Origin of the sequence: Pseudomonas sp. BN411 (assembly GCF_029871235.1) — a bacterium.
Taxonomy (GTDB): domain Bacteria; phylum Pseudomonadota; class Gammaproteobacteria; order Pseudomonadales; family Pseudomonadaceae; genus Metapseudomonas.
Genome location: NZ_SSOM01000085.1, coordinates 72,261 through 85,406 on the forward strand (window position 1 = coordinate 72,261; position 13,146 = coordinate 85,406).

13 protein-coding genes are annotated in these 13,146 nt (G+C 65.4%); 5 read left to right on the forward strand and 8 right to left on the reverse strand.

Features of this window, described 5'->3' with window-relative positions; all coding sequences use genetic code 11:
* The first annotated feature begins 52 nt into the window (after positions 1-52).
* Complete coding sequence (locus E8F06_RS27375; protein WP_280372309.1) at positions 53-940, forward strand: neutral zinc metallopeptidase; 888 nt, start codon at positions 53-55, stop codon at positions 938-940.
* Positions 941-961: 21 nt separating this feature from the next.
* Here E8F06_RS27375 and E8F06_RS27380 read toward each other — a convergent pair whose 3' ends face one another.
* Positions 962-1,750 carry an IclR family transcriptional regulator gene (locus E8F06_RS27380; RefSeq protein ID WP_280372310.1) on the reverse strand — a complete coding sequence of 263 codons (789 nt, stop codon included), beginning with the start codon at positions 1,748-1,750 and terminating at the stop codon, positions 962-964.
* Between the two features lie 102 nt (positions 1,751-1,852).
* On the opposite strand from E8F06_RS27380, the gene hmgA reads away from it, so the two are divergent.
* Together hmgA and fahA are read left to right on the forward strand one after the other, a co-directional pair.
* A complete protein-coding gene (hmgA, locus tag E8F06_RS27385) occupies positions 1,853-3,148 on the forward strand; it encodes a homogentisate 1,2-dioxygenase (RefSeq protein ID WP_280372311.1) in 1,296 nt (431 codons plus the stop codon).
* 1 nt (position 3,149) lies between these two features.
* Complete coding sequence (fahA, locus tag E8F06_RS27390) at positions 3,150-4,454, forward strand: fumarylacetoacetase (protein ID WP_280372312.1); 1,305 nt, start codon at positions 3,150-3,152, stop codon at positions 4,452-4,454.
* Between the two features lie 50 nt (positions 4,455-4,504).
* Here the strand turns inward: fahA and E8F06_RS27395 are convergent, their stop codons facing one another.
* Complete coding sequence (locus E8F06_RS27395) at positions 4,505-4,996, reverse strand: hypothetical protein (RefSeq protein WP_280372313.1); 492 nt, start codon at positions 4,994-4,996, stop codon at positions 4,505-4,507.
* Between the two features lie 232 nt (positions 4,997-5,228).
* On the opposite strand from E8F06_RS27395, the gene E8F06_RS27400 reads away from it, so the two are divergent.
* Together E8F06_RS27400 and E8F06_RS27405 are read left to right on the forward strand one after the other, a co-directional pair.
* Positions 5,229-5,642 (forward strand): anti-virulence regulator CigR family protein, encoded by a 414-nt coding sequence (locus tag E8F06_RS27400; protein ID WP_280372314.1) that lies wholly within the window; start codon positions 5,229-5,231, stop codon positions 5,640-5,642.
* A gap of 230 nt (positions 5,643-5,872) precedes the next feature.
* Positions 5,873-6,280, forward strand: a complete 408-nt coding sequence (locus E8F06_RS27405; RefSeq protein ID WP_280372315.1) for a phage infection protein — start codon at positions 5,873-5,875, stop codon at positions 6,278-6,280.
* 201 nt (positions 6,281-6,481) lie between these two features.
* Here the strand turns inward: E8F06_RS27405 and E8F06_RS27410 are convergent, their stop codons facing one another.
* From E8F06_RS27410 to E8F06_RS27435, 6 genes are all read right to left on the reverse strand, one after another.
* Complete coding sequence (locus tag E8F06_RS27410; protein WP_179057604.1) at positions 6,482-7,135, reverse strand: methionine ABC transporter permease; 654 nt, start codon at positions 7,133-7,135, stop codon at positions 6,482-6,484.
* Positions 7,119-8,198, reverse strand: coding sequence for an ATP-binding cassette domain-containing protein (locus tag E8F06_RS27415; protein ID WP_280372316.1), 1,080 nt, complete (start codon positions 8,196-8,198; stop codon positions 7,119-7,121). The genes E8F06_RS27410 and E8F06_RS27415 overlap by 17 nt, the downstream gene beginning before the upstream one ends.
* Before the next feature lie 155 nt (positions 8,199-8,353).
* Positions 8,354-9,151, reverse strand: a complete 798-nt coding sequence (locus tag E8F06_RS27420; RefSeq protein ID WP_280372317.1) for a MetQ/NlpA family ABC transporter substrate-binding protein — start codon at positions 9,149-9,151, stop codon at positions 8,354-8,356.
* A 38-nt stretch (positions 9,152-9,189) separates the two neighbouring features.
* On the reverse strand, positions 9,190-10,656 hold the full coding sequence (locus E8F06_RS27425; protein WP_280372318.1) for an LLM class flavin-dependent oxidoreductase: 1,467 nt from the start codon (positions 10,654-10,656) through the stop codon (positions 9,190-9,192).
* Positions 10,656-11,864, reverse strand: coding sequence for an SfnB family sulfur acquisition oxidoreductase (locus E8F06_RS27430; RefSeq protein ID WP_280372319.1), 1,209 nt, complete (start codon positions 11,862-11,864; stop codon positions 10,656-10,658). Before E8F06_RS27430 ends, E8F06_RS27425 begins: the two co-directional genes overlap by 1 nt.
* 10 nt (positions 11,865-11,874) lie before the next feature.
* Positions 11,875-13,110 (reverse strand): SfnB family sulfur acquisition oxidoreductase, encoded by a 1,236-nt coding sequence (locus tag E8F06_RS27435; protein WP_280372320.1) that lies wholly within the window; start codon positions 13,108-13,110, stop codon positions 11,875-11,877.
* Between the last annotated feature and the right edge of the window lie 36 nt (positions 13,111-13,146).

A 13,146-nucleotide genomic window follows, 5' to 3' on the forward strand; every position in this document is an offset into this window, starting at 1 on the left:
GTTGCCCGGAAGCGACAACACTGAATCTCAATACCCCCAGGAGCTCATCGATATGCCCGGAAAAGCCGCCGCCCCGAGTCCCCGCACGGGGTTGCTGCTCCGACTGCTGCGCTGGCTGTCGTGGTTGCTGATCATCGTCGCGCTGGTAGGAGTGGCGGTCTACCTGGCCTTCGGCCCCGCGCACCTTGTCGACCGGTTGATGCCCCCACCACCGGCGTTCCCCGAAGAGGTGATCGAGGAGCCCGCCGCGGCGGCGAAGCCGGTCGCCGCGCCGCCCCCCACCGCCATGCAGCACGCGCCGGCCGACTCTCAGGAGCTGACCAAACTGATGCTGGAGAGCATCGAGGACATTTGGGGCGAATTTCTCGCCCGCGCCGACTTCTCCTACAAACGACCCAAGTTGGTGAGCTTCCGCGACCGGCTGGAGTCGCCCTGCCAGCTCAAGGGCACCTTCAGCGGACCGCTGTATTGCTCCAGCACGTCTCAGCTCTATCTCGACATGGCCTACCTGGACGACCTGCAGAAGAACGCTCCGCAGGTGGGCGACCTCGCACGCAGCTATGTGGTGGCCCACGCCGCCGCACACCATATCCAGAAGCTGGTGGGCGTGGTGGGGTGGTTCAAGGATCTCAATACCGACATGGACCCGGCCCACAGCAGCGAGAACCTGCGGGTAACCCAGGAACTGGTGGCGGACTGTCTGGTGGGCAGCTGGATCAGCTATGCGCGGCGCAAGTACGCCTGGCTGGAACCCGAGCAGCTGGATGCAGCGCTCAAGGCCGTGCGCGAACGCGACGCCGCACGCGCCGGCGCGGGCCTGCCGTCCATGGCCGACCCGCTGGACCTGTCCGATTCGGCGACACGCCTGCGCTGGTTGAACGTCGGCATCGACACCGGCGACCCGAGGGAATGCAGCAAGTTGTTCACGATCAACGAGTAGAGCCGGTAGGCGGCGAACTGCTTACGCCGGCTGCCGCCCACCCATCCTCAGGCTGATGGCTTCGGCCGCCCGGTGCAGACGCTCGGCGGCGGAGCCTTCGGTATCGGCGCTGAACACACTGGCCGCTCCCACCACCGTGATTACGCCGGCGAGCTTGCTGCCCGTCGCGAACAGCGGCGCCGACAGCGCATTCACGCCCGGCATCAGCAGGCCATGCACCGGGTGCAACCCAGTGGCACGGATCTGCGCCATCTGCTCCTTCAGCTCGGCAGCGGCGGGCGCCCCTGGCTGGGCCATTTCCTCGTCCCGCAGAAAGGCGGTTTCACCCTCGGGCAGGTAGGTGTTGAACACCAGCCCCGTGGACGAACCCAGCAACGGCAATACCGAGCCCACCTGGGTCACCAGGGTCACGGCACGCAGGGCCTGTTCGACGTGAACCACTGTCGGCCCCTTGTTGCCCCAAACAGCAAGGAAGCAGGTTTCGTTCAGCGAGTCGCGCAGCTCCGCCAGGTGCGGCATGGACACCTTCACCACGTCCAACCGCCCAATGGCGGCCAATCCGACCAGCAGCGCCTCGCGGCCGAGACCATAGTGATTGGTGGTGGCGTCCTGCTCGGCGAAGCCGCTGGCGATCAGCGCCTGCAGATAGCGATGCACCTTGCTCGCCGGCATGCCGACGTGCTCGGCCAACTTCGACAGCGAGGTGGCCGGCGCCAGTTCCGCCAACCCCTTGAGGATGTCAGTGCCCACTTCGGCGGCCTGCACCTTCTGCCGCCGCGGTGCACCCGCGCTGTCGTTCTCGCTCGTCATGTCATGGCCTTGGTCGGTGTGGAGGCCGCTGTTATAGCTTGACCCCTTTTCCCTTTCAAATTACGTTATGCGTAATCAAATTACAAAAACAGCGAGGTCACCATGGTCTCCCCTGCTCCGCTCACCTACCAGTCCGGTTTCAACAACGAGTTCAGCAGCGAAGCGCTGCCGGGCGCCCTGCCCGTCGGCCAGAACTCCCCGCAGAAAGTGCCCTACGGCCTGTACGCCGAGCTGCTTTCCGGAACCGCCTTCACCGTGCCGCGTAGCGAGGCCCGGCGTACCTGGATGTACCGCATCAAGCCTTCGGCCAACCACCCGCAGTACCAGCGCCTGGAGCGCCAGATCGCCGGCAACCGCCTGGGTCCGGTGACGCCCAACCGCCTGCGCTGGAATCCGCAGGACATTCCCGCCGAACGCACTGACTTCATCGACGGCCTGCTGACCATCGCCGCCACCAGCGATGCCGAACAGGCCTCGGGCGTCAGCGTGCACCTGTTCCGCGCCAACGCCTCGATGCAGCGGGTGTTCTTCAATGCCGATGGCGAACTGCTGATCGTTCCCGAGCAGGGTCGCCTGCGCATCGCGACCGAGCTGGGCCTGCTGGATGTGGAGCCCCTGGAAATCGCGGTGATCCCGCGCGGCATGAAATTCCGTGTCGAGCTGCTGGATGCCACCGCCCGTGGCTATATCTGCGAGAACCACGGCGCCGCGCTGCGCCTGCCGGACCTCGGCCCCATCGGCAGCAACGGCCTGGCCAACCCCCGAGACTTCCTCGCCCCGGTGGCCCATTACGAAGAAATCGATGGAAAGGTAGAGCTGGTGCAGAAGTTCCTCGGCGAACTCTGGGCCACCACCCTCGACCACTCGCCGCTGGACGTGGTCGCCTGGCACGGCAACAACGTGCCCTACAAGTACGACCTGCGCCGCTTCAACACCATCGGCACGGTGAGCTACGACCACCCGGACCCGTCGATCTTTACCGTGCTCACCTCGCCCGGCGAAACCTTTGGTCAGGCCAACGTCGACTTCGTGATCTTCCCGCCGCGCTGGATGGTGGCCGAGAGCACCTTCCGTCCGCCGTGGTTCCACCGCAACCTGATGAACGAATTCATGGGCCTGATCCAGGGCGCTTACGACGCCAAGGCAGAAGGCTTCGCCCCGGGCGGCGCCTCGCTGCACAATTGCATGAGCGCCCACGGCCCGGACAACGCCACCACCACCGCCGCCATCGCCGCCGATCTGAAACCCCACAAGATCGACAACACCATGGCCTTCATGTTCGAGACCAGCCGCGTGCTGCGCCCCAGCCAATACGCGCTGGAATGCCCGCAGCTGCAGAGCGACTACGATGCATGCTGGGCCGGCATGGCCAAGACCTTCGACAAGGGCAGGATCTGACATGACCCAGACAGACAATCGCCGTAGCTGGATCGCCTCCGCCAACGGCCACCCGGATTTCCCCCTGCAGAACCTGCCGCTGGGCGTCTTCAGCCCGGCGAGCGCCTCGCCGCGTGGCGGCGTAGCCATTGGCGACGCGATCTTCGACCTCAAGGTCGCTGCCGATGCAGGGCTGTTCAGCGGCGAAGCGGCCGAAGCGGCGCAGTCCGCCTGCGGTGACAGCCTGAACGCCTTCTTCGCCCTCGGCGCCTCCGCCCGCCGCGCCCTGCGCGCGCAGCTTCAAGACCTGCTGGCCGAAGGCAGCAGCGCCCAGGAACGCCTGGAAGCCATGGGCCAGGCCCTGCTGCCGGCCGCGTCCACCTGCCAACTGCACCTGCCGGCGAAAGTGGGCGACTACACCGACTTCTATGTGGGCATCCACCACGCCAACAACGTCGGCCGCCTGTTCCGCCCGGACAACCCGCTGCTGCCCAACTACAAGTACGTGCCCATCGGCTACCACGGCCGCGCGTCCACCGTCTGCGTGTCCGGCACCCCGGTGCGCCGCCCGCTGGGCCAGACCATGCCACCGGGCAACGAAGTGCCGAACTTCGGCCCGAGCAAGCGCCTGGACTACGAACTGGAACTGGGTATCTGGATCGGCCAGGGCAACGAGATGGGCGAGTCCATCGCCATTAGCGATGCCCAACAGCACATCGCCGGCTACTGCCTGCTCAACGACTGGTCCGCCCGCGACGTGCAGGCCTGGGAATACCAGCCCCTCGGCCCGTTCCTGGCGAAGAACTTCGGCACCACGGTTTCCCCCTGGGTGGTTACGGCTGAAGCCCTGGAACCCTTCCGCGCCGCCCAGCCGGCCCGTCCGGAAGGCGACCCGCAGCCCCTGCCCTACCTGCTGGACGAAGCCGACCAGGCCAAAGGCGCCTTCGACATCGAGCTGGAAGTGCTGGTCCTCACCCCCGCCATGCGCGAGCAGGGTATGGCGCCCCATCGCCTGGCGCTGAGCAACACCCTGAACATGTACTGGACCGTGGCGCAGATGGTTGCCCACCACAGCGTGGGCGGTTGCAAGCTGCAGGCCGGCGACCTGTTCGGCTCCGGAACCCTCTCCGGTCCGGAACCGCAGGCCTTCGGCAGCCTGCTGGAGAGCACCTTCGGCGGTAAGCAGCCGATCACCCTGCCCGGCGGCGAGCAGCGCACCTTCCTGGAAGACGGCGACGAAGTGATCCTGCGCGCCCGTTGCCAGCGGGAGGGCTATCCGAGCATCGGCTTCGGCGAATGCCGAGGTGTGTTGCTGGCGGCACACTGAATGAAAAAGGGGCAACCAACTGGTTGCCCCTTTCATTTCCAGCGATGTCTCTAGCGATGGCTCTTGCCGTCGTTCTTGCTCGACGAGGCCTCGGCCTGGGAACGTCCATGGGCGTTGTGATCGCCCGGGGTCGTCTCAGACACGGCACGGGCATTGGCCAGGCCGCGGCTGTCCTTGTCACGGGCGACGGCGGAAGTCGCCACGCCATGGCCGTTGTCATCGTTGCGCAGGCTGCCGTAACTGTGGCCCTTGTCCTCACCATTGCGAGTGGCCTTGCCAGTGTGGTCGGCGTCCTTGCCGTAGCCATGGCCCTTGCCGTCGTGAGTGCCGGCATGGCCACCACCCACGCCACCGCCGATACCACCGCCATGGCCGCCGCCATGACCACCACCGTTGCCGCCACCATTTCCTCCGCCATTTCCGCCACCGTTGCCTCGGGCGTAGGCGGAGTCGACCAGGGATGCACCGCCGGGCAGGACGGTACCCGCCGCAAGGACCATCGCACAGGTGGCTGCGGCCAACAGGGTTTTCTTATTGATCAATTTGGAGCCTCCACAGGCTTTACTTCACGATATGCGGTGAGACTCCTTTCCCCTAAGCTGGTTCGCCGCCGGAAGACGAGCGGCAGGTTCGGTCGACGTCCGGCTTGAAAAGCATGAACGCCGTCACAAAACCGCACACTTCAAGCCAGAGAAATTTCTGCAATAGTTGCGGCACTCGCCCCTGCTTTCGCAGTCCATCAGCAAAGGGAAAAGCCCCATGGAGGCCAAGGACATGACTACAACCCGCACCCTGATCGCCGCACTCACCAGTATTGCGCTCGTCGCCGGCTCACCCGCCCTGCTGGCGGACCCCGGCAAAGGCAAGGGGCATGACAAGGGCCAATCCAGCGCCCAAGGCAACAACTGGTCCGGCAGCCCGCAGGTGGATATCGGCGGCATCCGCGTCATCCTCGACGACAATCGCGACTATTGGGGTCCGGCCCAGGCCCTGCCGCCGGGTATCCAGAAGAACCTGGCACGCGGCAAGCCGCTGCCACCGGGGATCGCCAAGAAGCTCGACGGCCGGCTGGTCAACCGCCTGCCCCACTACGAAGGTTACGACTGGGTCCGGGCCGGCACCGACCTGATCCTGGTCGCAGTGGCCACCGGGATCATCTACGAAGTGCTGCAGGACGTGATGGATTGAGAATCCGCCCCTCTCCCGCAATAGGAGAGGGGAAACCCCGCCCCAATCTGCGGGGCGATTTCATTCGTGATATCCCCCTCGCTTCACGTATCTCTCTGATTTAAAAGCACTTCACAGACTATCAACGGCGTCGATGATCCCTATCGCGCGTGTTCACTTTTTAATCGACTCCCCGTCCGTAAGATTGGCTCCGTACCCGGTTTCCAGCCCCCCACGAGGAGCCCACGATCATGAAAACCCAAGCCTTCGCCGCCCTGTTCATCGCCGCCCTGAGCACCAGCGTGTTTGCCCTGCCGTCGGATTCCCAGCCGGTTCTGGGCGAGTCGAAGGAAGGCACCTACATCCAGGTCATCGACCCGGTTGCCGCTGAAGGTAGCTTCATGGTCCTGGACCGCGTGGCCGAAGGTGGTTCTGATCGCACCGGCGCCAACCGCATCGCCGAAAGCGGTGCCGACCGTACTGGCGCCAACCGCGTCGCCGAAAGCGGTGCCGACCGCACTGGCGCCAACCGCATCGCTGAAAGCGGTGCCGACCGCACCGGCGCCAACCGCGTCGCCGAAAGTGGCTCTGACCGTACTGGCGCCAACCGCGTCGCTGAAAGCGGTGCCGACCGCACCGGCGCCAACCGCGTCGTCTGATGGCGGACTGCAAAACCTCAAAGCCCGGCAGATGCCGGGCTTTGTGTTTTCTGTAGGGGCGAATTCATTCGCCAAGCAGGCCGCAGGTCTGCCCCTTGAGAGCCCCAACTGCCCTCTCCCCAACCCTCTCCCGCAAGCGGGAGAGGGGGCTATCCGTGCCGCATAGCAGCCCTGTAGTTTGGGCTTCCGGATGCGCGTGGCCTACGCCCGCTTGTTCAATAACCGCGCCAGACGATCCCCGCCGAACTGGATCAGGGTCACCAGCACCACCAGCAGGATGATCACCGTCAGCATGATCTGCGTGTCGAAGCGCTGGTAACCGTAGCGATAGGCCAGATCCCCCAACCCGCCCGCCCCAATGGCGCCGGCCATGGCAGACGAGTTGATCATGGTCACCAGGGTGATGGTGAAGCCGCCGACGATGCCCGGCCGCGCTTCCGGCAACAGCACGTTCCAGATGATGTGGCGCCGCTGGCAGCCCATCGCCTGGGCCGCCTCCACCAGGCCGAAATCCACCTCGCGCAGGCTGACTTCGGCAATGCGCGCGAAAAACGGCGTGGCGGCGATCGTCAGCGGCACCACCGCCGCCCATACCCCGTAGCTGGTGCCGACAATCAGGCGAGTAAAGGGGATCAACGCCACCATCAGGATCAGGAACGGGATCGAACGCAGCACGTTCACCACACTGCCCAGCGTGCGGTTCAACGTGCGGGCTTCGAAGATGCCACCGGGGCCGGTGGTCACCAGCACCAGGGCCAGGGGAATCCCCACCAGGAACACGATCAACGAGGACGCGCCGATCATCAGCAAGGTGTCGAGGATGCCCTGCAGCAGCCGGTCAAGCATGGGCGACATAGCCGAGCACCTCCGCCTTGTCCGCCAGGGGCCGCGCCCGCTCCAGCAGGTCCAGCCCGCCCTCTCCCGCCAGCGTCGCGCTGAGCAGCAGATGCCCCTGGGCGCGCCCCTGGATGCGGTCGATGCCGCCATGCACCAGGCTCACCCGCGTGCCAAGCGCCTGGGCGATGGCCAACAGATCCGGCTCACGGCCACTGGCGCCGGTGAAATGCAGATCCAGCAGCAGTGCATTGGCACCTTCAGCCGGCTGACTGACCAGCCGCGCCAGCAGGTCGTCCGGCAGGTCGTGGCGCAGGGTGCCCAGCAAGGTCCGGGTGACCTCGTGCTGCGGATCGCCGAACACACGCCAGACCTCTCCGTGCTCCACCACCTGGCCGCGCTCCAGCACGACCACGCGATCGCAGATTTCGCGGATCACCGCCATCTCGTGGGTGATCAGCACGATGGTCAGCCCCAGGCGCTTGTTGATATCGCGCAGCAGGGCAAGGATGGCCTGGGTGCTTTCCGGGTCCAGCGCCGAAGTGGCTTCGTCGCAGAGCAGGATTTCCGGCTGATGCACCAGCGCGCGGGCAATGCCGACGCGCTGCTTCTGCCCACCCGAAAGTTGCGCCGGGTAGGCATCGCGCTTGTCCGCGAGCCCCACCAATTCCAGCAGTTCGCTGACCTTGCGCTCGATATCGGCCTTGGGGACGCCGGCAACTTTCAGCGGCAGCGCAACGTTCTGCCAGACGGTTTTGGCCGACATCAGGTTGAAGTGCTGGAAGATCATGCCGACGCGGCGGCGCAGGAGCACAAGCTGCTTCTCGTCGAACTGGCCGATGTCTTCTTCGTCGATCACCACCTGGCCGCTGGTGGGTTTTTCCAGGCGGTTGAGGGTGCGGATCAGCGACGACTTGCCCGCGCCGCTGCGGCCAATGATGCCGAACACTTCACCCCGACGGATTTCCAGGTCGATGCCTTGCAGCGCCTGCACTGGCCCCTTGCTGCCCTGATAGGCCTTGCCCAGTGCCTGCAGGCGAATATGCGGCAGGTCCAGGCTGATGTTGCGGTTGAAACTGACCATATAGGGCCTCTCGATTCGGTATTCCTTGAAGGCACAAACCTGTAGGGGCGAATTCATTCGCCAAGGAGCGCGCAGCGCTCCCCCGGACATCCCATGGCAGACCTTCGGCCTGCTTGGCGAATGAATTCGCCCCTACAAAGTCATCACCCCCCCTGTTAATTCCAACCGGGCTGATAGAGCTTGCCGTGTGCCTTATCCAGCGCAGCGCGCACCTGCGGCGAGTGCTGGTAGATGTCAACGAACTCGCCCAGGCGGCCGTCGTCCTGGTAATCGGCGCGGGTGACGAACTGGATGATGTATTCCTTGTTCTCGATGCCATCGAACAGCAGGGCGCTGTTGGCATCGAGGGTGCCGGCCAGGCGGATGTAGTGCGGGTAGCCCTGGGCCAGGTCGACGTCATCCAGGGCACGCACCAGTTGCACGGCCTCCAGCTCGATGATGTCGATCTTTTTCGGGTTCTCGACGATGTCGTCCAGGGTCGCCTTGTAGCCGACGCCATCCTTGAGCTTCAGCAGCCCGGCCTTCTGCAGCAGTTGCAGGCCGCGACCACCGTTGATGGGGTCGTTGGCGATGGCCACCTTGGCGCCTTCCGGCAGATCAGCGATTGCCTTGTACTTCTTCGAGTACAGGCCGACGTTGTTGATCACGCCGGGCGCGAAGGGCTTGAGGGCAAAGCCGCCTTCCTTCTTGGCGTTTTCCAGGAATGGCGTGTGCTGGAAGTAGTTCACGTCGATGTCGCCGGCAGCCAGGGTGATGTTCGGCGAGTTCCAGTCGGTGAATTCCACCAGTTCCACTTTCAGGCCTTTCTTCGCGGCCTCTTCCACCGCCACTTCCAGCGGCGGGGCGAAGGCAGCGGTGGTGCCGACCTTGAGGACCTTGGAGTCGGCGGCATGGGCGATACCGGAGGCCAGGAGCAGGCCGAGGGTGAGGGTTTTGAGGAGGTGCTTGGGCATGTCTTTAGTCCTTGAGTAACGGGGGAATGGGTTGGCAATTACCTTGTGGGGGCGAATTCATTCGCTGAGGAGCGCGCAGCGCTCCCTGGTTTTCTGAGGGGCAGACCTTCGGCCTGCTTGGCGAATGAATTCGCCCCTACAGGAGAAATTTGCCCCGAGGAAAAGCGAGCGCCCGGGTGGTTGTCGGGAAGGCGATCCCCCTGGCCAAACAACTTCCGCCGCAAGGTGCCTTCGGCATACGCCGTCTTGTACGCGCCGCGTGCCTGAAGCTCCGGCACCACCAGGTCGATGAAGTCGGCGTAGCTTTCCGGGGTGACGATGCGGGTGAGGTTGAAGCCGTCGAGACCGGTCTCCTCCACCCAGCTCAGTAGCTCGTCGGCTACCTGGGTGGGCGAGCCCACCAGCAGGATGTAGCGCCCGCCCAGGGCGTGCTGTTCCAGCAATTGACGACGGGTCAGGCTGTTGTCCTTGAGCTTGCTGGCGGCCGATTCGATGGCGTTGGTTTTCACATACGGAATCGGCTCATCCAGGCCGAAACGGGAGAAGTCGATGCCGGTGGAGCTGGCGAAGTGCGCCACGCCTGCCTCGGCGCTGGCGTGGGCCAGGTACTCGGCGTGCTTGGCGCGCGCTTCGGCCTCAGTGGGCGCGACTATCACGCTGATGCCCATGAACACCTTCACCGCGTGCGGATCGCGGCCAGCGGCCTGGGCCGCTGCGCGCACCTTGTCCACCTGGGCGCGGGTGGCGGCCTTGTTGTTGCCGCTGATGAACACGCATTCGGCATGCTCGCCGGCAAAACGCAGCCCGCGCGCGGAGGAACCGGCCTGGAACAGCACCGGGGTGCGCTGCGGCGAAGGTTCGCAGAGGTGGTAGCCCTCGACGTTGAAGAACTCACCCTGGTGGCGAACTTTGTGCACCTTGTCCGCCTGGGCGTAGATGCGTCGCTGCCGGTCATTGACCACGGCGCCCTCCTCCCAGCTGCCCTGCCAGAGCTTGTAGAGCACCTCCAGGTACTCGTCGGCCTGGTCATAGCGGCGGTCATGCTCCACCTGCTGCGTCAGCCCCATGGCGCGGGCGGCGCTCTCCAGGTAGCCGGTGACGATGTTCCAGCCCACCCGACCATCAGTCAGGTGATCCAGCGTCGACATGCGTCGGGCGAACAGGTACGGCGCGTCGTAGCTGAGGTTGGCGGTCAGGCCGAAACCCAGGTGGCGCGTCACGCCCGCCATGGCCGAGACCAGCAACAGCGGGTCGTTGACCGGAAGCTGGATGCTTTCCTTCAAGGTCAGGTCGACGTTGCCCTGGTAGACGTCGTAGACACCGACTATGTCCGCCAGGAACAGGCCGTCGAACAACCCCCGCTCCAGCAACTGCGCCAACTCGGTCCAGTAGGACAGCTTGCGGTAGTCGGCCGAACGGTCGCGCGGGTGGGTCCAGAGCCCGTGGTTGATGTGCCCCACGCAGTTCATGTTGAAGGCGTTGAGGAGAATCTGCTTGCGCGCCATCAGATCGTCCCCCGGCGCGGTGGCAGTTTGTCATTGAGGTAGAAGTTGCCCACGGCGTGGTACTTCCAGCGCACAGGGTCGTGCAGCGTGTGCACGCGGGCGTTGCGCCAGTGACGGTCGAGGTTGTGTTCGGCCAGGCTGGCGCGGGTGCCGGACAGCTCGAACAGCTTGCTGCCGGCGGCCAGCGACACCTCTGTGGTCAGGGCACGGGCCTCGGCCACACCGATGGACGCAGCGGCCACGCTGTCGGCGTTGGGTTGGGCAGTGGCGGCATCCAGCAGGCGGCCGGCGCGGTCGAGGATGGCCTCGGCGGCATGCAGACGGATGGCCAGGCGACCGAACTCCTGGATGGTCAGCGGATCGTCGCTGGCCTTGTCCACGCCGGAGTCGATCCACGGCCGCGAGCGGGTACGCACGAACTCCAGTGCATCTTCATAGGCGGCGCGGGCGATGCCGGCATCGATGGCGGCATGGAGGATCTGCGCGAAGGGGCCGACAGTGGTCGGACGGTCGAAGGCATCCTGGAAGGACACCAGGTCCTCGGAGCGCACCGGCACGTTCTCGAACACTACCGAGCCGCTGCCGGTGGTGCGCTGGCCGAACCCGGACCAGTCATCGATGACCGTCAACCCGGGAGCATTGCGCGGGACGAAGGCGAGGTACTGGTGCCCATCCTCGGCCACCACCAGGGTCGGTACCCGATCGGCATAGAGGGCGCCGGTGCAATAGAACTTGCGGCCATTGATGCGGTAGCCCGCGCCTTCCCGGATCAGCCGGGTATTGCGGTCATTGGCGGTGCGCGTGCCGATTTCCGCCAGTGCGTTACCAAAGCGCTGGCCCGCCAGGGCGGCGGCGAACAGGCGTCGCTGCTGGGCCTTGCTGCCATTCACGCGAAGGACTTCAAGGGCATAGAAATGGTTCTGCGGAATCTGCCCGAGGGAGGCGTCGGCGGCGCTGATGATGGCGATGACCCGGGCCAGGGTCACCCGCGATACACCAGCGCCACCAAATTCACGGGGCACGCTGATGCCCCAGAGACCGGAACGGCTGAAAGCCTCGAGCTCTTCATGGGGCAGGCGGCGGTCGCGGTCACGCTCGGCGGCGCCGGGCTTGAACTCGGCGGCGATGCGGTGGGCCACCTCGATGGCCTCGGCGTCGTCACGAATGATGGCGACGCTGAGAGCCGGTGCAGGTTGCGGCAATGTCATGGAGAACTCCTCAGATCCAGGAATGACGGGCCGGCTTGGCGCCGTTGAGGTGATAGGCGCCGACTGCCTGGACCTTCCAGCGCACCGGGTCGTGCAGGGTGTGGACGCGGGCGTTGCGCCAGTGGCGGTCGAGGTTGAACTCGGCGAGGCTGGCGCGGCTGCCGGCCAGCTCGAAGAGCTTTTCGCTGGCGAGCAGGCTGATTTCCGTCGTCAGCACCTTGGCCTCGGCCACGGCAATGGAGGCGCGGGCAGCGGACTCGTCATCGATGGGCGCAGCGGCCACTTCGTCCAGCACCTGGCCGGCGCGTTCCAGCAGCGCGTTGGCGGCATTCAGCTCGGTCTTCAGGCGGCCGATCTCAGCGATGGTGTAGAGCTCCTCGCTGGCGCGCTCGACGCCGGCATCCACCCAGGGCCGCGAGCGTTCGCGGATGAAGGCGATGGCGTCGTCGATGGCCGCCTCGGCGATACCGGCATCGATGGCGGCCTGGATCAGTTGCGACACCGCGCCCTGGATGCTCGGCACCTCGGCCAGCCGGCTATTGTGGAAAACCAGGTCGTCGGCGACCGGCGCCTGGTCCAGCAGCACGGTGCCGCTGGCGGTGGTGCGCTGGCCGAAACCGGACCAGTCATCGACGATGCGCAGCCCCGGTACACCGCGCTCAACGAGGCCAAGCACGCCGACGCCGTTGTCGTCGATGGCCTTGACCGCCACCCAGTGGGCGAACAGCGCGCCGGTGGAATAGAACTTCTCGCCGCTGACCCTGAGTCCCTCGTCGTTACGAGTGATGCGCGCCTTGATCTCCAGGGTGTGCTTCGTGTTGCGCTCGGGGCCAGCATTGGCCAGCCGGCGACCGGCGAGGATGCCGCCGAACACCTTGCGCTTCTGCGCTTCGCTGCCGACGTTCTCGACCACGTTGAGCAGGCCGAACTGGTTCTGCGGAATCTGCCCCAGTGCCGGGTCGGCGGCGCAGATGATGCGGAACACTTCAGCCAGGGTGACGTGGGAGACCTCGGCCCCGCCGTATTGGCGCGGAATGCGTATGCCCCCCAGCCCCAGGCGGGTGAAAAGCTCCAGCTCGCGCCAGGGCAGCAGGCGGTCGCGGTCACGCTGTGAGGCATTTTTCCTGGCCAGCTTCGCCACCTCGTGAGCGGCTTGCAGGGCCTGCGCATCGTTTTCGATCAGCGCCGCCGGGAGTAATGGCGGGGCTTCATCACGAAATGCGTTGTGGGTGGTTTCGTTTTTCATGCGGTGTGGCCTTCAGCAATGGAGCGGATCGGGCTT

Excerpts from the sequence above, each read along its gene's own strand:
- E8F06_RS27375 (WP_280372309.1), top strand. The coding sequence starts at position 53 with ATGCCCGGAAAAGCCGCCGCCCCGAGTCCCCGCACGGGGTTGCTGCTC.
- E8F06_RS27380 (WP_280372310.1), bottom strand. The coding sequence starts at position 1,750 with ATGACGAGCGAGAACGACAGCGCGGGTGCACCGCGGCGGCAGAAGGTG.
- hmgA (WP_280372311.1), top strand. The coding sequence starts at position 1,853 with ATGGTCTCCCCTGCTCCGCTCACCTACCAGTCCGGTTTCAACAACGAG.
- fahA (WP_280372312.1), top strand. The coding sequence starts at position 3,150 with ATGACCCAGACAGACAATCGCCGTAGCTGGATCGCCTCCGCCAACGGC.
- E8F06_RS27400 (WP_280372314.1), top strand. The coding sequence starts at position 5,229 with ATGACTACAACCCGCACCCTGATCGCCGCACTCACCAGTATTGCGCTC.
- E8F06_RS27405 (WP_280372315.1), top strand. The coding sequence starts at position 5,873 with ATGAAAACCCAAGCCTTCGCCGCCCTGTTCATCGCCGCCCTGAGCACC.
- E8F06_RS27410 (WP_179057604.1), bottom strand. The coding sequence starts at position 7,135 with ATGTCGCCCATGCTTGACCGGCTGCTGCAGGGCATCCTCGACACCTTG.
- E8F06_RS27415 (WP_280372316.1), bottom strand. The coding sequence starts at position 8,198 with ATGGTCAGTTTCAACCGCAACATCAGCCTGGACCTGCCGCATATTCGC.
- E8F06_RS27420 (WP_280372317.1), bottom strand. The coding sequence starts at position 9,151 with ATGCCCAAGCACCTCCTCAAAACCCTCACCCTCGGCCTGCTCCTGGCC.
- E8F06_RS27425 (WP_280372318.1), bottom strand. The coding sequence starts at position 10,656 with ATGGCGCGCAAGCAGATTCTCCTCAACGCCTTCAACATGAACTGCGTG.
- E8F06_RS27430 (WP_280372319.1), bottom strand. The coding sequence starts at position 11,864 with ATGACATTGCCGCAACCTGCACCGGCTCTCAGCGTCGCCATCATTCGT.
- E8F06_RS27435 (WP_280372320.1), bottom strand. The coding sequence starts at position 13,110 with ATGAAAAACGAAACCACCCACAACGCATTTCGTGATGAAGCCCCGCCA.